The sequence below is a fragment of the Methylobacterium sp. OAE515 genome, from assembly GCF_041806315.1.
In the GTDB taxonomy this organism is placed as follows: domain Bacteria; phylum Pseudomonadota; class Alphaproteobacteria; order Rhizobiales; family Beijerinckiaceae; genus Methylobacterium; species Methylobacterium tardum.
Genome location: NZ_JBGMUV010000001.1, coordinates 4,971,797 through 4,989,661, shown reverse-complemented (window position 1 = coordinate 4,989,661; position 17,865 = coordinate 4,971,797). Strand labels below are relative to the sequence as shown.

Genomic DNA, 17,865 nt, shown 5'->3' with positions numbered 1-17,865 from the left:
ATGGGCGGCCGACCCGCCACAAAGGGCGCCCCCTGACGGACCCGATGGAAACCCATATCGACCTGTGGTTCGCCGCGAGCATCGTGGTGATCTCGCTGCTGCTCTCGGCCTTCTTCGCGGGGGCCGAGACCGCCTTCACGGCCGCCTCGCGGGCGCGGATGCACGCCCTGGAACAGGCGGGCGATCCCCGGGCCGCGATCGTCAACCGCATCCTGGCGATCCGCGAGCGGTTCATCGGCGCGATGCTGATCGGCTACAACATCGTGGCGATCGGCGCCTCGGCCTTCACCACCAGCGTGCTCACCGCCCTGTTCGGCAAGAGCGGCGTGATCTACGCCACCGTCGGCATGTCGGTGCTGGTCATCGTCTTCGCCGAGGTGCTGCCGAAGACGCTGGCCATCTCCAAGCCCGACAAGGCGGCGCTGCTCACCGCCCGGCCGGTGGCCTTCGCGGTGGCTCTGATGGGCCCCCTCGCCATCGCGATCGAGCATCTGGTGCGCCTGATGCTGAAGCCCTTCGGCGTCACCATCGGCGAGCACCAGTCGATCCTTACGGCCGCCGAGGAGCTGCGCGGGCAGGTGGCGCTGATGCACCGCGAGGGCGGGGTCGCCAAGGCCGAGCGCGACATGCTGGGCGGCCTGCTCGACCTGTCGGACCTGACGGTCTCCGACGTCATGGTCCACCGCACCAAGATGCGGGCGATCGACGCCGACCAGCCGTCCGAGGACATCGTGCGCGCGGTCCTGTCCTCGCCCTATACGCGGATGCCCCTGTGGCGCGGCACGCCGGAGAACATCGTCGGCGTGCTCCATGCCAAGGACCTGCTGCGGGCGCTCGACGCCGCCGGGGGCGACGCCTCGGGTCTCAAGGTCGAGGCGCTGGCGCTCGAAACGTGGTTCGTGCCGGGCACGACGTCGCTGCGCGCCCAGCTCAAGGCCTTCCTCACCAAGAAGACCCATTTCGCCCTGGTGGTCGACGAGTACGGCGAGGTGATGGGCCTCGTGACCCTGGAGGACATCCTAGAGGAGATCGTCGGCGACATCGCCGACGAGCACGACGTCACCGTCTCGGGCGTGCGTCCGCAGGGCGATGGCTCGGTGAACGTCGACGGCGGTGTGCCGATCCGCGACCTCAACCGCGCCATGGACTGGAACCTGCCCGACGAGGAGGCCACCACGATTGCGGGCCTCGTCATCCACGAGGCCCGCACGATCCCCGATCAGGGCACGGCCTTCAACTTCCACGGCTTCCGGTTCCAGGTGCTGCGGAAGGCCAAGAACCGGATCACGACCTTGCGCATCACGCCGCTGACCCCGGCGGGGCTCCAGGCGGCGGGCCAGCCTGAGGCGCAGCGCGACGCGATGTGATTGGGGCCATCTCTGCGGCCGGCTTCTTGATGCGCATTGCCACACCGGACGCCGTCATTCCGAGCCCGCGAAGCAGAGCCCGGAATCCAGAGCCGCCGACGGGCCTAGGTCCGCAGCGATGGTGTTTCTGGATTCCGGGTTCGCCTGCGGCGCCCCGGAAAGACGGCGTTGGACTCCCTAATCTCCGAAGCGCGCGGCAGATGCCGCTTACCCCGGCATCGCCTCCAGCCCCTCGGCGCGGATCCAGTCGCGGGTGCGGTCCAGCGCCCGACCCAGCCTGTCGAACAGCGCGTCGATCTCGTCCGGGGTGATGATCAGGGGCGGGCAGACGGCGACACGGTCGCCGGCGAGCGCCCGCACGATCAGCCCCTCGCCTTGCGCGAAAGCGACGCAGCGGGACGCGACGCCCGCCTTCGGGTCGTATTGCCGCTTGCTGGCCTTGTCGGCGACGATCTCCAGGCCGCCGATCAGCCCGATGCCGTTGGCCTCGCCCACGATGGCGTGCTCGGCGAGGGACGACAGGCGGCGCTGAAACTGCGGCGCCTTCTCGGCGGCGCCCTCGATCACCCGGTCGCGCCGGTAGATCTCGATCGCCTTCAGCGCCACCGCGGCCGCAACCGGATGGCCCGAATAGGTCGTGCCGTGGCCGAACGTGCCGATCTTCTCGCTCTGTGCGATGAGCGCCTCGTAGAGGGGCTCGTCGATGCTCACGCCGCCGAGCGGCATGTAGGCGGAGGTGAGCGCCTTGGCGAAGGAGATCGAGTCCGGCCGGACGCCCAGAGCCTCGCTGCCGAACCACGTGCCGAGCCGGCCGAAGCCGCAGATCACCTCGTCGGCGATCAGGCGGACGTCGTATTTCGCGAGCACCGCCTGGATGGCCGCGAAATAGCCCCGCGGCGGCACGATCGCGCCGCCCGCGCCCATCACCGGCTCGGCGATGAACGCCGCCACGGTCTCGGGCCCCTCGCGCAGGATCGTCTCCTCCAGCTCGGCGGCGAGCCGAGCCGAATAGGCCTCCTCGCTCTCACCAGGCCCGGCGCCCCGGTAATGGTGCGCGGGAGCGACGTGCAGGAAGCCCGGCAGCGGCAGGTCCCAGTCGGCGTGGTTCGCCGCGAGCCCGGTCATCGAGGCGCTGGCCACCGTGACCCCATGGTAGCCCTTCTGGCGGGCAATGATCTTCTTCTTCTTCGGCCGGCCCAGCGCGTTATTGTAGTACCACGTGAGCTTGACCTGCGTATCGTTCGCCTCCGAACCCGAGGAGGTGAAGAAGATCTTCGAGGTCGGGACCGGCATCAGCTCCTTGAGGGTTTCGGCGAGTTCGATCCCCGGATCATGGCTGCGGCCCGAGAAGAGATGCGTGAACGGCAGCCGCGCCATCTGCGCGCGGGCCGCCTCGACAAGCTCCGCGTTCGAGTAGCCGAGCGCCGTGCACCACAGGCCGGACATGCCCTCGATGTAGGGGCGGCCCTCCGTGTCGTAGACGTAAACGCCTTCGCCACGCTCCAGCACCAGCGGGCCGGTGTGCCGATGGGTGGACAGGTTCGTGTAGGGGTGGAGCAGGGTTTCGACGTCGCGGGTTGCGAGGTTCGACAACATGGATCGCACGGTCCTCTTGCGGAGGGGAGAGCGGCCGCCACACTACCGACCCGATGCCCGTGCAGGTAGTCCGGCATGCGGCCGGCCGTTGCCGGACGCATGCCGGAAGCGACTGCCTCTCGCGACGCACGAACCATGCTCAATCCCGAAGCTTTCGTCGCGCAGCCCGCGCCCGGCCGCACCTGCGGCGCCTGCACGCTCTGCTGCAAGGTCTACGACGTCCCGGCGGTCGAGAGCATTGCGGGGCAATGGTGCCGTCATACCAAGGCCGGCCAGGGCTGCGCGATCCACGCCACCCGGCCCGACCATTGCCGGGCGTTCCACTGCCTGTGGATGACGGAGGGCTGGCTCGGGCCGGAATGGAAGCCGGACCGCGCCAAGATGGTGCTGAGCCTCGATCCCGTAACCCGCAACATGAACGTGCAGGTTGATCCCGGGCAGGCCAACGCCTGGCGCCGCGAACCCTATTACGGCCAGCTCAAGCGCTGGGCCGTGGCCTCGGTGCCGCTGCGGCGGCACGTGCTGGTGCACATCAACAAGAGCACCACCGTCATCCTGCCGGACCGGGACGTCAGCCTCGGCGTAGTGGGTGCCGACGAACGCATCGTATCCCACGACAGGATGACTCCGCAGGGACCAAGCTTCGACGTTCAGAAGGTTCCTGCCTGAAGGCGACGGGCGTTCGGACTTGCGTTCCCACGCCGCCCCGTCGCAACGCACCGATGCCCGCGATCCAGACCCGGCGAGCCGGCGGATTGCGGCGATCAGCGACGAAGCCCCTCAGCTCGGTTGAGCGCCGCGCACCGGCTCCCTGCGCAAGGCCGGGGATTCGATCACGAGGAACGTCATTTGGAACAGGATCAGGCCGGCGCCGTCGGTCACCTCGATGCGCCAATCCTCACCCAGGGCAATGCGGTGTGCGTCGTGCTTCAGGATGTCGCCGGCAAGGCGGATGGCCTCCAGCCGGGCGGCCTGCCAGTCCGCGAGTTCGGTGCCCTCGATATCCAGAGCGGAATAGCCGTCGTGGACGTGGAAGTGAAAGCGCGGCATCCACGCACCCCGGTCAAGTCTAGGCAGGGGGATGCAGCCAACCCTCACTCGCGGCCGTGCCGATAAGTGTCGCCGCGATTGTCGAGCTTGTATGCCGGCTGTACCGTATTGGCTATAATCCACATTAAAATTTGATGCATCGCTCGGCTAAGACAGCCAGGGCGCTTCGTCGGTCTTGCGGGCGCACCGGAGCGGACCGGGCCATGAACCTTGCATGCGCGGTCCCTTTGGCCAAGGGATCGGGCATGACAACACTCCACGACCTCACCGTCGCCGCCGCCGATGGCACACCCTATCCACTCGCGCAGCATCGCGGCCAAGTGCTGCTCATCGTGAACACCGCCTCACGCTGCGGCTTCACTCCGCAATACGAGGGGCTCGAGGCTCTCTGGCGCCGCCACAGGAAGGCCGGCCTGACGGTTCTGGGCTTTCCGTGCAACCAGTTCGGCGCCCAGGAACCGGGCAACGCCGCCGAGATCGAACGCTTCTGCTCGCTCACTTACGACGTCACCTTCCCAGTGCTCGCCAAAGTTGCCGTCAACGGGCCTGGAGCCGACCCGCTCTACGCCCATCTCACAAAGGCGCGTCCCGGCCTGCTCGGCACGCGCGGGGTGAAGTGGAACTTCACCAAGTTCTTGGTCGGCCGGGACGGCCGGGTGCTGGACCGCTTCGCACCGGGAACCAAGCCTGCCGCCCTGGAGGCGCGGATCGAAGCCGCCCTTGCGGCGCCCCGATGAGACACCTGTGCCCGTCAGCAATCCTCGATCTCGGCGGCCTCCGGAGCCCGGACGACCGTGCGGCCGTTCCTGCGCTCACGTACGCGGAGGATCGTCCGCAGAGGCACCGTCCGGTATGGACGCACGGCCTCGCGCAGGATTCCGGTGAGGAACCGGATCTCCGCGATTTTGCGCAAGGTCAGGTCCGAGGCACCCTCCGTCCGCGCCCGACCTTCGAGGTCCATGAGCGCGTCGAACAGCGCATGGCGGGCACGCTCGTCGCCACACGTCCGCAGAGGCGCAATAAGCGCCGCCAGCTCACCTTCGAATCTGCATTTAACGGACTGATCTCTGCGCATGGGCGACCTGAACACAACAGGTTCAGACCCTAATTCAGTCTTCGTGCAGAGTCAGCCAGCAGCGGAGGCCGCCCACCGCGAGTTCGGGATTGTTGCGCAATTGCATCTGCGCAAACGACCCAGGCCTTGTGACCTCGTCAGCGACGGGCACCGACGAAGTCGGCCGCAGCCTCGAATTCCGAGCGGCGGGCCTCCAGACGCGCCTCGGCCTCGGCATCCCGGCCCCAGACCTCCGCCTGATAGGTCTCGTCGACATGGGCGGCCGCCCAGGCCTCCGCCGGGGTCAGATGACCGCGCAGAACGGCCAGCGCGATCAGCAGGGATCCGCTGAGGGTCGTCAGGGTGTGCAGGCCCGCGAGCTGGAACGGATCGGTCACGGCCGCCACGGCGTCGGAGAGCGCCCGCACGGTGGCGGGCGGCTGCTCCACGTGCCGGATGCCCTCGCTCAGGATCACCTGCACGCCGAGTTCGTCCCGGGCCCAGGCGAGGATCGGGTCCCAGGCCGCCCCCTGCGCGGCCACGAGCCGCTCCGGATCGCCGGCGCGATAGGCCACGAGGTCGGTGCCCGCATAGGCGCAGAGATCGTCGACCACGGCCGCGTGCCGGGGTGCGACGCCGTCGATGGCCGTGTTCGCGAGCCGCGTGAGCGGCATCCGCGCCGGATCGATCTGCGTGTCCTGCGCCGCCCATTCGGCCGCGACCTTTTCGGCCAGCACCCGGTTGGGCAGGCGCAGCGGATTGCGGGCCGGCGTGTTCGCCGGACGCCCGTCCAGGGTCAGGCGCAACCCGCCCGCCTCCTCGGAGAAGCCGGTTTCGGTGTAGAAGCGCCGGGGCAGGGCGGGCTTGGCATGGCCGCGGGCTGCCCGCACCGGATCCGGTCGCTCATTCTCGCCCGGTCCGCCGAGCCAGTCCGTCGTCTCATCGCTCATGGACACGAGATAGGCGTTCCCGGCCTCGCGCGCGAGCCTTCGCGTGTGCTCGCGAGCCTTGCAGTCTCAGCGGATCGTATCCGCACCGTCGAGGAGTTGCGCCTCCAGCGCGCCAGCACTCGGCACCACCGTGACGGCGCCGGCTCCATAGAGCGCTTCGGGCGGGTGATAGCCCCAGGCCACCCCCACGGTGGCGGCGCCGGCCGCCACACCCATGGCGATGTCGAAAGTGGTGTCGCCGACCATCACGGTCGCCGCCGGCTCGCAGCCGGCCTCGCTCATGGCTTGCCGCAGCATGGCCGGATCGGGCTTGGACGGCGCATCGTCGGCGCTCTGCGTCGTCACGAACCAGTCGTTCCAGCCATGATGCGCGATCAGCCGTTCGACGCCGCGCCGCGACTTGCCGGTGGCGAGGCCGAGGAGCACGTCGTCGCGGGCATTCAGCGTGGCGAGCAGCTCGGCCATCCCGGGAAACAGCGGTTCCTCGTAGGCGGGGTCGATCCGCAGCCGGTTGTAGGCCTGCTTGTAGCTCTCCGAAAGCGCGGCGACCGGTCCGTCCTCGCCGACGAGGCGCCGGAACGCCTGCGGCAACGAGAGGCCGACCACCGACAGAGCCTCCTGCCGGCCGGGGGCCGGCAGGCCGTTCTCCGCAAAGGCAAGGCCCTGGGCCGCCACGATCAGGTGCTGGCTGTCGACGAGGGTGCCGTCGACGTCGAAGACCACGAGCCTCATCGGCCGCCGGGGATTCGCGGTCGCCCAGAGGCCGCGCGCGGATCACCCGCGCTCACGGCTTGCGGGCCGGCTGCACCGGCTGGCCGGCCGGGGCGGGCTGCACCGCCTGAGCGCGCGTGCGCTCGTAGCCGAGCCGGCACCGGATCAGGAATCGCCGACGCTTGCCGCCGCGCAGGCCGCGCTGGTGCGAGGCGCGGTTGCAAGCCGCGTAGGAGCGACGCCGACGCTCGGCCCGGCCGGCGGAGGCCGGGCGCGGGCTGGCCTGCGCCGCGGCCTCTCCGGAACCCGTGGCCGGATGCGGGGCCGCCGCATCGGCCGGGCGAGGGGCGGTCGCCGGGAGGGCGGGTCTGGCCTGCTCGCCCGGCGCGGCGTGCGCGATCGGCCCGGTGAGGCACAGGGCGGCGAGGCAGGCCAGCATCGCGAGCTTCATGCGTCAGGGTCTCGAACCGCGGGGAACCGGCCCCGCGACGGATCGGCGGGGCATGGCGAAGCATATGAGGTGGGGCGACCGGTTGCCAAGGCATGCGCGGCGCGAGACTTTCGGAAGATGGCGCGAACTTTACCGGCGGCAGCGTAGCGCGGTCGATCAGGCGCGCAATGGCTCTCCAGCGGCAGGGGTCGCGATCCGGCGATGAACCTCGTTCTGCTTCCCGGCTTCATGACCGATTCCGACCTCTGGACCGACTTGGAGGTTCAGCTCGCGCGGGTCGGCGCGATCCACCACGCCGATCTGAGCCGTGACGCCGCGATCGACGACATGGCGTTCCGGGTGGCAGCGGAGGCGCCCGAACGCTTCGCCCTGGTCGGCTTCTCCATGGGCGGCTACGTGGCCCGCGAGATCGCCCGCCTTGCGCCAGAGCGGGTGCAGGCGCTGGTCCTGATCGCCACTTCGGCCCGGGCCGATACCCGCGCCCAGGCGGCGCGGAAGGCGATCGCCGTCGCACATGTCCGCGAGCAGGGCTTCGCCGGCCTCAGTCGTGGGGCGATCTTCCAGTCGGTACATCCCGAGCGGGCGGGCGACGCCGACCTCACCGGCCGTATCCGGCGGATGGGCGACCGGCTCGGCGGCCCGGTCTTCCTCCGTCAGGCCGGCCAGGCCCGCGCGAGCGATCTCGACCGGCTCGGCGCGATCCGCTGCCCGACCCTGGTCGTGGCGGCGGCTCAGGACGCACTGCGCGGCCTCGACGAGGCGCGGGAGCTTCGGGACGGGATCCCCGGCGCGACCCTGACGGTGATCGACGGGTCGGGGCACATGCTGCCGCTTGAAGCGCCCGACGCCCTCTCCGCCGCGATCGTGCCGTGGCTCCTGGCTCAGGCCTCCGGCGCCTCGACGATCGGGTCGTAGCGGGTGGCGTCGAAGCCGAGGAGGTTCCAGCTCTGGGCCATGTGGGGCGGCAGCGGCGCGCTCACGTCCACGGGCTTGCCGGTCCGCGGGTGCGGGATCACGATCCGGCGGGCGAGCAGGTGGAGCCGGTTCTGGATGCCGCCCGGCAGCTCCCAGTTCTCCACGGAAAAGTATTTCGGGTCCCCGACGATCGGGTGGCCGATATGGGCCGCGTGGGCGCGCAGCTGGTGCGTGCGGCCGGTGACCGGCTTGAACGACAGCCAGGACAGCTTCTGAGCGGCCTGATCGACCATCGCGTAGTAGGTCAGGGCGTGGCTCGCGCCCTCATCCCCGTGCTTGGCGACGCGCATGCGCGCATCGGCATCGGTGGGCTCTTCCTTGGCGAGATAGGTCGAGACGCGGCCCTGCCGTACCCGCGGCACGCCGGCGGTGAGCGCCCAGTAGATCTTCCGCGCCGCCCGGGAGCGGAAGCTCTTGGCCAGCGTCGCGGCGGCGAGCCGGGTCTTGGCGATGATCAGGCAGCCGGCCGTGTCCTTGTCGAGCCGATGGACGAGGCGGGGCTTCTGCCCGTCCGGGCCGGTCAGCGCGGCGAGCAGGCCATCGACGTGGCGGACCGTGCCGGATCCGCCCTGGACCGCTAGGCCGAAGGGCTTGTTGAGGATCATCATGTCAGCGTCCTCGTAGAGGATCAGCGACCGGATGAATTCGGCGTCGTCCTGCTCGCGGGCGGCGTTGCGCGGGCGCTCGGAGGGCTGATCGAGGCGCAGCGGCGGCACGCGCACGCTCATGCCTGGCTCCAGCCGGTCGTTGGGCTTGGCGCGCTTGCCGTCGACCCGCAATTCGCCCTTGCGGACGATGCTCTGAACCCGAGTGAAGGGGAGGAGCGGGAAGCGAGCGGTGAGAAACCGGTCGATGCGCATGCCGGCTTCGTCCGGCTCGACCATCAGGGTCTGCACCCCGGAGGCGAGGGTCGCGGAAGCGGCGGCGCGCTGCTCGCGCCGGGTCGGGCCGGGGGCGGGAGCGGGTCCTTCGTGCCGCTTCGGCGCAGGTCTCGGTCCGGGCTTGGCGCCCGGTGCACCGCGCCCGGCCGGCGCCGTGTGGCGTGCCAGCGCACCGTCCGCGGCGGCACGGGGTTTTGGCGCCCGGGCCGGCGCGGCGGGTGCCGCACCGCCCCAGGGATCGCGCGCGCCGGCATCGTCGCCGCGGTTGCGGGCGGCGCGCTCGGCAGCGTCGCGGGCGCTGGTGCGCGGGCCGGTGCGGGCACGGCCGTTCGATTGGACCTTGCCGGCCTGTGGCTTACGCCCCTTCGGGCCGCCGCTTCTGGGAGGTCGTGTGTTCATGATTCCGCCGGCACCCGTCACCGCCTCGGACGGGACGTCCGGGCGCATAGGCCGCGGCGTCGCGGACGTCGGGACCGACGGGGTTGCCCGGCTGTAGCACCGCCCCGGCGCAGCGGCAAAGGCGGAGAGAGGGACGGGAGCGGCGTGAATAAACCGGTCTCGTCCGTCCGCGCCGAAAACGCGCCGCTTCTTGCGGCGTCTATGCGCCGTGGGTTCGGACGAACCTCAGCCGAACACGTGCCCACGTCGGATGATCGTCGGGGGCGGAGCGCTCGTTTCCTGAGCCTCCGATGCAGCCAAGTGGGATCTTGCCTTGGCGGCGAGTTCGCTCCGGAGGTTCTGACAGCGCTTGCGCACGTCGGCGATGTCGAACTGGGTCTGCATCTCCATCAAGGTCTCCATTTCGACCCCGAACACCATCTCGATCCGCAGAGCCAGTTCCGGAGACAGCGCGGCCTCCTCATTGAGGAAATCGAACAGCGTTTGACGCGGCACATCGAGCAATCCGGCTGCGTCCATGACGGTCAAGTTGCGCGGCTCGACGATATTCCGCCGCACATATCCACCCGGGTGGCCGGGATTTTCCAATCTGTAGCTCATCTCTATCGGCCCTCCTTTACTGGTCCCCGTTCGAAAGCGCTACCGACCCGCTCTGATCCGAGACCTGTGTTCGGATAATCCCGATCCTTCCATCGGCACGACACGCGTTCAGTACGCAGCAGCACGTAAAAAGTTCCAAGAGCATCCTACGGGATCGAACGTCTTCCTTTCTGGTTTAATATGAAAAAATACTCGATGTATTGCTTATTATTGAGAGCCTATATCATTATAAACAGAAATTTACTATCAGTACGCGCCTCTTCACCCTCGCGCGCTGTGGGCACGAAGCCCGCCATCGCCGTCTGATCTGCCCCCATGAGAACCGACGGGGTCCTCGGCCCACGCCGCCACCTCGTTCGGCTTGACGCGGATGAACCGTAAGGCCAAGCTTATCGGCGACGGTTCCCTTCGGGGATCAAAAGGGAACGCGGTGAGGGGCTCGCCCCGAGGCCGCGGCTGTCCCCGCAACTGTAAGCGGCGAGCCCTTCACCACCACGTCACTGGGTCACTGACCCGGGAAGACGGTGCGAGGGCGGCGACCCGCGAGCCAGGAGACCTGCCGTCAGCCGTGGTCACACGCGAAACGCGCTGGGCGGGGTTGTCCTGGCGGGTGTCGAGACGCCCGTGCATCCGCGCGGTCGGCGAGACCTCGTTCGCGGTGACGTGCCACAGCAAGCGCGCCCGCGACACCGCTCCCGATGCCCGTCCTGACCGTATCGATCGCCTTTGGGGTAGCCGCACGCACCTGCGCGTCTGCGCCCACCGAGCTTCCGATGATTCCGAGCAATTGTAATGTTATTACACTGCTTGTAGGACGAGCCGGCTGGCCCGCGCCGCGCACGGACCTCCTCTGCCATGTCACCTACGAACAATCGCACCAGATCGGGCGGGCCCGCACCGCTCTGCGGCGTGCTCCTCGCGCTCTTCGCGAGCCCGGCCGCCGCGCAGGAAACCGTCACCCTCGAGCAGCTCTCGGTTGAGGGGGATGGTGGCGGCTCGGACCGTGCCGTCCCGAACAGCCTCAACCTGCGCACCCGTGACCGGACCGCGAGCCGGATCGGCCTGACGCCCCTGGAGACGCCGGCCAGCCTCGACATCGTGTCGGGCGAGACCGCGCGGCTGCGCGGCCAGGACACGATTGCCGAGGCCGTGACCCAGGACGCCACCGGCATCACCACGATCGCCGCCCCCGGCAACGGCAACGGCGCGTTCACGTCCCGCGGCTTCGCCGGCCCGAACTCGATCCAGCAGCTCTACGACGGCACGCGCTTCTACGTGGGCGCCAACACCGTAACCTTCCCGTTCGATACCTGGAACGTCGAGCGGATCGAGGTGCTGCGCGGGCCGTCCTCGGTGCTCTACGGCGACGGCGCCATCGGCGGCGTCATCAACGTGGTGCCCAAGAAGCCGGTCTTCGTGCCGATCAACGCCGCGCGCGCGGTGGTGGGCACCGACGGCGTCGCGCGCCTCGCCCTCGATTCCGGCGGCGCACTTGGCCAAGCGGAGTTCGGCGACACCTTCGCGTACCGCCTCAACGTCAGCGGCAACCGCGCCGACGGCTGGATCCGCCCCGAGGGCGATTTCCGCAACCTCGCGGTCTCGGCCGCCCTGCTGTTCCAGCCGAGCCCGGACCTGGCGTTCACGCTGAGCCACGACCTCGGCTACCAGGAGCCCGCCCGCTATTGGGGCACGCCGCTAATCGAGGGACGGATCCCGGACCTGATCCGGTTCAACAACTACAACGTCCGCGACGCGAAGATCACCTGGGCCGACAACTGGACCCAGCTCAAGACCGAGTGGTCGCCCTCGGCCGACATCATGGTGCGCAACACCGCCTACCGGCTCACCAGCCGGCGCCACTGGCTCGACGTCGAGCAGTATTCCTACAATCGCGGCACTGGGCTGGTGGACCGGGGCGACTATCTCGAGATCTACCACAGCCAGGAGCAGGTCGGAGACCGGCTCGACGCGACGTTCCGGGGCAGCCTCTTCGGTTTCGCCAACCAGTTCGTCGCCGGGTTCGACGTGAACCACATCGACTTCCGGCACACCAACAACTTCTATTTCGACGCTCCGACAACCAGCGTACCGCTCACTGGCTACGATCCGGGCTTCTTCCCGCAGAACGGCCAGGCGCGTCCGGCCTACGCCACGCAGACGAGCCAGGCCTCGGTCTTCGCCGAGGACCGGGTAATCCTGTCGGAGAAGCTGTCGTTCCTCACGGGCGTGCGCCTCGACGTGCCGACGCTGCACCGGGAGGATCTGCAGACGGGCTCGCGGTTCGAGAAGACCTACCGGGCGCTGGGCTACCGGTTCGGCCTCGTCTACAATCCGACGCCGGACAGCGCGCTCTACGCCCAGTACAGCTTCGCCACCGACCCGGTGAACAGCCTGATCACCCTGTCGCAGTCGCTCGCGGGGTTCCAGCTCGCCACCGGCACGCAGGTCGAGGTCGGCGCCAAGGGGCTCGCCTTCGACGGCGCGCTGGAATGGACCGTCGCCGGCTACCGCATCGTCAAGGACAACCTGATCTCGGCCGTGCCAGGGCAGCCGACCCTCTCGACGCAGGTCGGCCAGCAATCGTCGCACGGGTTCGAGCTGGCGCTGGGCTGGCATTTTGCGCCGGGCTGGCGGCTCGACGGCAACCTCGCGCTCCTGCACGCGCAGTATGACAAGTTCGATCAATCGGTGAACGGTGCCACAATCTCGTATGCCGGCAACCAGCCGATCGATGTGCCCGAACGCGTGGCCAACCTCTGGCTGACCTGGGACGTTGCGCGCGACTGGACCGCCCGGATCGGGCTGCAGAATGTGGGCCAGGTCTACAGCGACTTCGGCAACACGGCGCGGCGGCCGGCCTACAACCTCGTCAACCTTGTCCTCGACCATCAGGTCACCGCGGAATCCCGCTTGTCCCTGCGGGTCTACAACCTGTTCGACAAGGTCTACGCGATCAGCGGCAACGCCGTGAACGGGGCCGGCACCAACTGGCTGCTCGGGCGGCCGCGCTCGGTCGAGGTCGCCTACACGGTGACGTGGTGAGGCTGTCACGGCGGATCGGGAAGGCGGCCCGGCGCTTCCTGCTGCTGTTCCATCGCTGGTCCGGGATCGTCATGGGGCTGCTTTTCGCCGCATGGGTCGGCTCCGGGCTGGTGATGCTCTACGTGCCGTTCCCGACGCTCACCGAGGCCGAGCGTCTGGCGCGGCTTGCGCCGCTCGTCTGGGACCACGTCGCGGTCGCGCCGGACGAGGCGCTCCGCGCCGGCGGCCTCTCGGGCGTCCCGGCCGCCTTCGACCTGGAAATGCGGGGCGCCGAGCCCGTCTACCGCATCGCCGGCCGCGACGGCGGCCGGGCAACGGTCTCGGCGCGGACAGGTGAGCGGCTCGGGCCCGTGACGCCCGAAGCGGCCCTGCAGCTCGCGGCCTCGGGATCCCCGAACGCCCGCGTCACGCCGGTCGAGCGCGACCAGTGGACCGTCACCGCGCGGTACGACCCGCTGCGGCCCTTCCTCAAGGTCGCCCTGGGCGACGCTGCCGGGACCGAGCTCTACGTCTCGGAAGTCACCGGCGCCATCGCCCTCGACACGACCCGGTCCGAGCGTGCTTGGAACTGGGTGGGTTCAGTGGTGCACTGGATCTACCTGACGCCGCTGCGCGCCCGCGCGGAGCTGTGGCGGACATTCCTGCTGTGGCTGTCGGGCTTCGCCGCCCTTGGGGCGGTGAGCGGGTTCGCGATCGGGATCTGGCGCCTGCGCCTTCGTCGACGCTATGCGGGCGGCGCGGTGACGCCCTATCGCGGGCTCGCGCGATGGCATCACCTGCTCGGCCTCGCGGGCGGGCTCGGGCTGAGCACCTTCATCCTCAGCGGCTGGATCTCGATGAATCCGAACCGCTGGTTTGCGGCGTCCAGCCCGCCCGCGGACCTGCGCGCCGCCTATGCCGGAACTCCGCCGGCGCTCGGGCTCGACCCGCCGCGCCTTCGCGCCTCCGCTGCGCCGGAGACGCGCGCCCTGCGGTTTGCCGCCATCGGAGGAGCCTGGTGGGTCATCGCCGAAGCGACGGGCAATGGCCGCGCGGTCAGGGCGGATGGTGCGTCGGCGCTCGACGCCGACACCATCGCGGCTGCAGCCGTGGAGGGCTTCGCGGATGGCCGGCTGCGGTCGATGCGCCAACTGACGGCCTACGACGCCTATTGGTACCTCCATGGCACCGATCCACGGCCACTCCCGGTGCTGCGCCTGCGCTTCGGCGACGCGGCCGCGACCTGGCTTCACGTCGATCCCCGGGACGGCACGATCCTCCAGCGCCTCGACCGCTCCGGCCGGATCAACCGCTGGCTGTTCGACGCCCCGCATCGGCTCGACCTGCCGGGCCTCACCGGTAACCGGCCCCTGCACGATGCGGCGCAGTGGGTCCTGAATCTGCTGGCGGGCGGCATCGCGATCACGGGGGTCGTGTCGGGCTGGCGCAGGCTGCGGCGGACGCTGTCGGCCTGAGCGTCGTTCCGCGTGTTCCGTCGAGCGGTTGAGGTCGGCACGGCGGCAGATTCCGACACAACACAGCCGCTGAGACCACGGTCCGCGCTTCCCCAAAGCGGCCGTTCGTCGGTGGGCCGGCAACGTTGGCTCAGGGTGGGATCCTGCCATCGGCTGCCGGTCCGTAAGCGGACAGGTCGTCTCTCACATCGGCGATCGAGCGGCGTGTCCACCGATTCAAGCTGCGCGAGGCACATGCCGGTGCTGCCGGCCTATCGTCAGAAAGGCCGCGACCTGGTCCCAGCGGCTGAGGAACGCCTCCACGACGCGGGGATCGAAGTGAGCACCGGCATTCTCGGCCATGTGAGCGCGGGCACGCTCCGGTGTCCAGGCCTCCTTGTAGGGGCGCGCGGTCGTGAGCGCGTCGAAGACGTCCGCCACCGCAACAATCCGGCCCGACAACGGGATCGCCTCACCTTTGAGATGGTGCGGGTATCCCGCCCCATCCCAGCGCTCGTGATGGCTCACCGCAATCTCGGCCGCGAGCCGCATCACCGACGAGGCGCTGCCGCCCAGGATGCGCTGGCCGCGCTCGGCGTGAAGCTCCATCTCCCGGCGTTCCTCGGGCGTGAGCGCACCGGGCTTGAGCAGGATGGAATCCGGCACGGCGATCTTGCCGACGTCGTGCATGGTTGCGGCGAGACTCAGCTGCCGGCACTCAGCCGCGGACTGGCCGAGCGCCTCCGCGATCAGCCCCACATAGGCGGAGACCCGGACGATGTGGTCGCCGGTATCCGCATCCCGGTGTTCGGCCGCCCGCATCAGGGTCGAGACGATCTCGCGCTCGCGCTCCTCAACCATGGCCACAGCGGTCGCAACCTCGCGGGCGAGCTGCGCCGCGTGCTCGCGCTGAACGCGATGAGCGGTGGAGAGGGCCAGAAGGTTCGACACGCGTGCGCGGATCTCGACCGGGTCGGCGGGCTTGGCCAGGAAGTCGGTCGCCCCGGCCTCCAGCGCCGCGCGACGGAGGCTGCGCTGGTCGAAGCTCGTGACCATGACAACCGGCACGGTCGCAAGCTCCGGAATGCGGCGCAGCGCCTGGATGAACGCGATGCCGTCCATCCCGGGCATCTCGTAATCGGTGATCACCACCCCGATCTCGCAGGCGCGCGCCTCGGCGAAGGCGAGTGCCTCTTCCGGAGCTGTGAAGTCGTGCGGAGTGCACCCAGCAAGCGGCCGAAGCGCGGCCACGATCACCAGGTTGTTCATCTCCGCGTCGTCGAGAATGAGAGCTAACATGGCGGAACATGCTTCATCGTTGTTCTGTCTTCCGATGCGATGCGTCTCTTTCTCGTGGCCGCGCTACGCGGCCGCCCGTAGGCCGGGTGCTTTCGACGCCTCGAACGAGCGCACGCAGTTGCGCCCGCCCGACTTGGCCGCGTAGAGGGCGCGGTCTGCCCGTTCGATCGTGTGGTCGACATCACCGTCGGTGAACTCAGCCTCGGCCATGCCGATGCTGATCGTTGCCGTGATGCATTGGCCTTCGGGCTCGAACACGGTGCTGGCCACCGTCTGACGGATCCGGTCCGCGAAGATGGCCGCGCCTTTCAGGTCGGTCTCGCGCAGCAAGACCACGAATTCCTCGCCGCCGAAGCGCGCGACCTTGTCGGTGGTTCGGATCGCCTCACTGACGATATGCCCGACCTGGCGGATGACCTCATCGCCCGCGGCATGCCCGTACAGGTCGTTGACGCGCTTGAAGTGATCGATGTCGATCATCAGGATACAGATCGCACGCCGATAGCGCTTGAAGTAGCTCATCGCGTCGCTCGCCAAAGGCAGGAACGCGCGTCGGTTGAGCAGGCCTGTCAACGCGTCGGTGTCGGCCAGAACCTGCATGGCATGGAGGTCGGCCCCGATGCGTCTGACGCGGTCCTCCGCGGCATTGACTGCGTTGGTCGCCTCCGCCTCGATGAGGCGCGCATCCGCCTCTGCCGTGCCGATGCGCCTCAGAAGCGATCTGACCGAGGCAGACAGACGCAAAACCTCGGGCGAGCCGTGAACATGGCGCGTCATCCGCGCATCCGGCTCGCGGCCGATGCGGTCGACGGCCTCGGTGAGCTGCGTCAAGGGACGGGACAGGCGCGCCGCGACCCACCAGATCGCAGCAATGCCCAGTACAGCCGTGGAAAGCCCGAGCAGGAGTATCAGGCCGGTCAGACGATTCGCCCCGGCCAGCGCGGTGTCGACCGGCTGCAGCGCGACGACGATCCAGCCCAGGCCCGGGTAGTCACCCCGTCCGCGCGTGGCGGCGGCCGTGGCGAGACGATCGCCTTCAGCGCTGTGGACGATGAAATGGCCCGATGTCAGATCTGCGGCCGTGTACGGCGTCACCCCGAGCTCGGATCCGAGCAGAACCTGGCCGGTGTGATCGAGGACGATGACGTCCTCCCTCAGCTCAGGTCTGCGAGACGACAGCACCTCGCGCCGGACGACGTCGGCCCATCGCCAGCTGAGATGAGCGCCGAGAACACCGAGGGTCTGGCCCGCGGCGTCAACGACCGGAACGGCCACATCCACAAACCGGAACGGCGCGCCATCGCTGTTGGGAGGAAGCTTGGATGCCAGCAAGGCCGCCGCGTGCACGTCCTCGACGGCGGCTTGCCGAAGGCCATTGATGAACCAGGGACGCTGGCTGACGCTCGCTCCTTCAAGAAGGCCGCCGGTGGCAGCACGCACTTGGCCGTCGCGATCGGCAAACCCGATCCAGGCGTAATCCGGCAGCGTTCTCTGCATCGTCTCGAGGACTTTGCGCAGGCTGCCGGTCTTCTCCATCCAGTGCGGCTGCAGCGGCTCAAGCGCACCGACGTTGCGGATTTCCCGCAGACGCTCGGCCATGTCCTGATCGAGCCGATCGGCCATCGACCGGGCGACCTGCAAAAGGGCGTTCTGGGCCATATCGGTGGCCTGCCCGCGCGCCAGCAGGGCGGATCCGATCGTGGTCACGCCGACGATCGCGAGACTGATGGCGCCTGCGAGCAGGCTGATCTGACGCCGCAGTGAAACGCGGTCCGCGAGCAGCTTGAACATCTTGAACCATCCTCGAAGAGCGAGGAATATGCGGCTCAATTCATGACGGCGCGTGAAATTTGTTCGTAAACAACTCCTGATTGCATGGCTCGACAGCCGTAGCGTAACCGCCCGTCCCTGCTGTAGATCCTTGCTTCACCAAGCAACCGACCAGCGGATGTTCCACGCTTCTGCGAAGGGTAGAGAGCGGGCGAAACAGCGATGCCCGCTTCGATGCCACCCCCGCCCGGAAGCAGACAGGCCGAAATCCACCCGTCTCGGACAAC

16 protein-coding genes and 1 riboswitch are annotated in these 17,865 nt (G+C 69.0%); of the genes, 6 read left to right on the top strand and 10 right to left on the bottom strand.

From position 1 onward, the window contains the following. Positions 1-44 precede the first annotated feature (44 nt). The gene (locus tag ABIE45_RS24375; protein WP_192708893.1) at positions 45-1,367 is read left to right on the top strand and encodes an HlyC/CorC family transporter; all 1,323 of its coding nucleotides are present in this window, start codon (positions 45-47) and stop codon (positions 1,365-1,367) included. A 207-nt stretch (positions 1,368-1,574) separates the two neighbouring features. Here ABIE45_RS24375 and ABIE45_RS24370 read toward each other — a convergent pair whose 3' ends face one another. After that, positions 1,575-2,963 (bottom strand): aminotransferase, encoded by a 1,389-nt coding sequence (locus ABIE45_RS24370; RefSeq protein WP_192708892.1) that lies wholly within the window; start codon positions 2,961-2,963, stop codon positions 1,575-1,577. A 135-nt stretch (positions 2,964-3,098) separates the two neighbouring features. On the opposite strand from ABIE45_RS24370, the gene ABIE45_RS24365 reads away from it, so the two are divergent. After that, positions 3,099-3,632, top strand: a complete 534-nt coding sequence (locus ABIE45_RS24365; RefSeq protein ID WP_192708891.1) for a hypothetical protein — start codon at positions 3,099-3,101, stop codon at positions 3,630-3,632. Between the two features lie 111 nt (positions 3,633-3,743). On the opposite strand, the gene ABIE45_RS24360 is transcribed toward ABIE45_RS24365, so the two are convergent. Further along, complete coding sequence (locus tag ABIE45_RS24360; RefSeq protein WP_192708890.1) at positions 3,744-4,013, bottom strand: hypothetical protein; 270 nt, start codon at positions 4,011-4,013, stop codon at positions 3,744-3,746. 245 nt (positions 4,014-4,258) lie between these two features. Here ABIE45_RS24360 and ABIE45_RS24355 point away from each other — a divergent pair, with 245 nt between their 5' ends. Next, complete coding sequence (locus ABIE45_RS24355; RefSeq protein WP_192708889.1) at positions 4,259-4,750, top strand: glutathione peroxidase; 492 nt, start codon at positions 4,259-4,261, stop codon at positions 4,748-4,750. Positions 4,751-4,764: 14 nt separating this feature from the next. On the opposite strand, the gene ABIE45_RS24350 is transcribed toward ABIE45_RS24355, so the two are convergent. The 4 genes from ABIE45_RS24350 to ABIE45_RS24335 all read right to left on the bottom strand — a co-directional run bounded on the left by ABIE45_RS24350 (position 4,765) and on the right by ABIE45_RS24335 (position 7,179). Next, complete coding sequence (locus ABIE45_RS24350) at positions 4,765-4,974, bottom strand: hypothetical protein (protein ID WP_192709083.1); 210 nt, start codon at positions 4,972-4,974, stop codon at positions 4,765-4,767. A gap of 251 nt (positions 4,975-5,225) precedes the next feature. Continuing rightward, positions 5,226-6,017, bottom strand: a complete 792-nt coding sequence (locus ABIE45_RS24345) for an ATP12 family protein (RefSeq protein WP_192709066.1) — start codon at positions 6,015-6,017, stop codon at positions 5,226-5,228. A gap of 66 nt (positions 6,018-6,083) precedes the next feature. Further along, a complete protein-coding gene (locus ABIE45_RS24340) occupies positions 6,084-6,749 on the bottom strand; it encodes an HAD-IA family hydrolase (RefSeq protein ID WP_192708888.1) in 666 nt (221 codons plus the stop codon). A 52-nt stretch (positions 6,750-6,801) separates the two neighbouring features. Then, a complete protein-coding gene (locus ABIE45_RS24335) occupies positions 6,802-7,179 on the bottom strand; it encodes a hypothetical protein (RefSeq protein WP_192708887.1) in 378 nt (125 codons plus the stop codon). A gap of 201 nt (positions 7,180-7,380) precedes the next feature. Here ABIE45_RS24335 and ABIE45_RS24330 point away from each other — a divergent pair, with 201 nt between their 5' ends. After that, a complete protein-coding gene (locus ABIE45_RS24330) occupies positions 7,381-8,094 on the top strand; it encodes an alpha/beta fold hydrolase (RefSeq protein ID WP_192708886.1) in 714 nt (237 codons plus the stop codon). Here the strand turns inward: ABIE45_RS24330 and ABIE45_RS24325 are convergent. Together ABIE45_RS24325 and ABIE45_RS24320 are read right to left on the bottom strand one after the other, a co-directional pair. Beyond that, positions 8,061-9,434, bottom strand: a complete 1,374-nt coding sequence (locus tag ABIE45_RS24325) for an RluA family pseudouridine synthase (protein WP_192708885.1) — start codon at positions 9,432-9,434, stop codon at positions 8,061-8,063. The genes ABIE45_RS24330 and ABIE45_RS24325 overlap by 34 nt on opposite strands. Positions 9,435-9,659: 225 nt before the next feature. Then, a complete protein-coding gene (locus tag ABIE45_RS24320) occupies positions 9,660-10,034 on the bottom strand; it encodes a HigA family addiction module antitoxin (protein ID WP_192708884.1) in 375 nt (124 codons plus the stop codon). 382 nt (positions 10,035-10,416) lie between these two features. Then, positions 10,417-10,613, top strand: a riboswitch (cobalamin riboswitch). 276 nt (positions 10,614-10,889) lie between these two features. On the opposite strand from ABIE45_RS24320, the gene ABIE45_RS24315 reads away from it, so the two are divergent. Both ABIE45_RS24315 and ABIE45_RS24310 read left to right on the top strand, forming a co-directional pair. Continuing rightward, a complete protein-coding gene (locus tag ABIE45_RS24315; RefSeq protein WP_192708883.1) occupies positions 10,890-13,076 on the top strand; it encodes a TonB-dependent siderophore receptor in 2,187 nt (728 codons plus the stop codon). Further along, on the top strand, positions 13,070-14,530 hold the full coding sequence (locus ABIE45_RS24310; protein ID WP_192708882.1) for a PepSY domain-containing protein: 1,461 nt from the start codon (positions 13,070-13,072) through the stop codon (positions 14,528-14,530). The genes ABIE45_RS24315 and ABIE45_RS24310 overlap by 7 nt, the downstream gene beginning before the upstream one ends. Positions 14,531-14,746: 216 nt before the next feature. On the opposite strand, the gene ABIE45_RS24305 is transcribed toward ABIE45_RS24310, so the two are convergent. Beyond that, positions 14,747-15,808 carry an HD domain-containing phosphohydrolase gene (locus tag ABIE45_RS24305; protein ID WP_192708881.1) on the bottom strand — a complete coding sequence of 354 codons (1,062 nt, stop codon included), beginning with the start codon at positions 15,806-15,808 and terminating at the stop codon, positions 14,747-14,749. 63 nt (positions 15,809-15,871) lie between these two features. Beyond that, the gene (locus ABIE45_RS24300) at positions 15,872-17,599 is read right to left on the bottom strand and encodes a sensor domain-containing diguanylate cyclase (RefSeq protein ID WP_192708880.1); all 1,728 of its coding nucleotides are present in this window, start codon (positions 17,597-17,599) and stop codon (positions 15,872-15,874) included. Between the last annotated feature and the right edge of the window lie 266 nt (positions 17,600-17,865).

What these genes read in the sequence shown, in the direction of transcription:
- ABIE45_RS24340 (WP_192708888.1), bottom strand. Translation starts at nt 6,749, where the DNA reads ATGAGGCTCGTGGTCTTCGACGTCGACGGCACCCTCGTCGACAGCCAG.
- ABIE45_RS24320 (WP_192708884.1), bottom strand. Translation starts at nt 10,034, where the DNA reads ATGAGCTACAGATTGGAAAATCCCGGCCACCCGGGTGGATATGTGCGG.
- ABIE45_RS24375 (WP_192708893.1), top strand. Translation starts at nt 45, where the DNA reads ATGGAAACCCATATCGACCTGTGGTTCGCCGCGAGCATCGTGGTGATC.
- ABIE45_RS24345 (WP_192709066.1), bottom strand. Translation starts at nt 6,017, where the DNA reads ATGAGCGATGAGACGACGGACTGGCTCGGCGGACCGGGCGAGAATGAG.
- ABIE45_RS24355 (WP_192708889.1), top strand. Translation starts at nt 4,259, where the DNA reads ATGACAACACTCCACGACCTCACCGTCGCCGCCGCCGATGGCACACCC.
- ABIE45_RS24360 (WP_192708890.1), bottom strand. Translation starts at nt 4,013, where the DNA reads ATGCCGCGCTTTCACTTCCACGTCCACGACGGCTATTCCGCTCTGGAT.
- ABIE45_RS24370 (WP_192708892.1), bottom strand. Translation starts at nt 2,963, where the DNA reads ATGTTGTCGAACCTCGCAACCCGCGACGTCGAAACCCTGCTCCACCCC.
- ABIE45_RS24325 (WP_192708885.1), bottom strand. Translation starts at nt 9,434, where the DNA reads ATGAACACACGACCTCCCAGAAGCGGCGGCCCGAAGGGGCGTAAGCCA.
- ABIE45_RS24365 (WP_192708891.1), top strand. Translation starts at nt 3,099, where the DNA reads ATGCTCAATCCCGAAGCTTTCGTCGCGCAGCCCGCGCCCGGCCGCACC.
- ABIE45_RS24335 (WP_192708887.1), bottom strand. Translation starts at nt 7,179, where the DNA reads ATGAAGCTCGCGATGCTGGCCTGCCTCGCCGCCCTGTGCCTCACCGGG.
- ABIE45_RS24305 (WP_192708881.1), bottom strand. Translation starts at nt 15,808, where the DNA reads ATGTTAGCTCTCATTCTCGACGACGCGGAGATGAACAACCTGGTGATC.
- ABIE45_RS24350 (WP_192709083.1), bottom strand. Translation starts at nt 4,974, where the DNA reads ATGGACCTCGAAGGTCGGGCGCGGACGGAGGGTGCCTCGGACCTGACC.
- ABIE45_RS24300 (WP_192708880.1), bottom strand. Translation starts at nt 17,599, where the DNA reads ATGTTCAAGCTGCTCGCGGACCGCGTTTCACTGCGGCGTCAGATCAGC.
- ABIE45_RS24330 (WP_192708886.1), top strand. Translation starts at nt 7,381, where the DNA reads ATGAACCTCGTTCTGCTTCCCGGCTTCATGACCGATTCCGACCTCTGG.
- ABIE45_RS24315 (WP_192708883.1), top strand. Translation starts at nt 10,890, where the DNA reads ATGTCACCTACGAACAATCGCACCAGATCGGGCGGGCCCGCACCGCTC.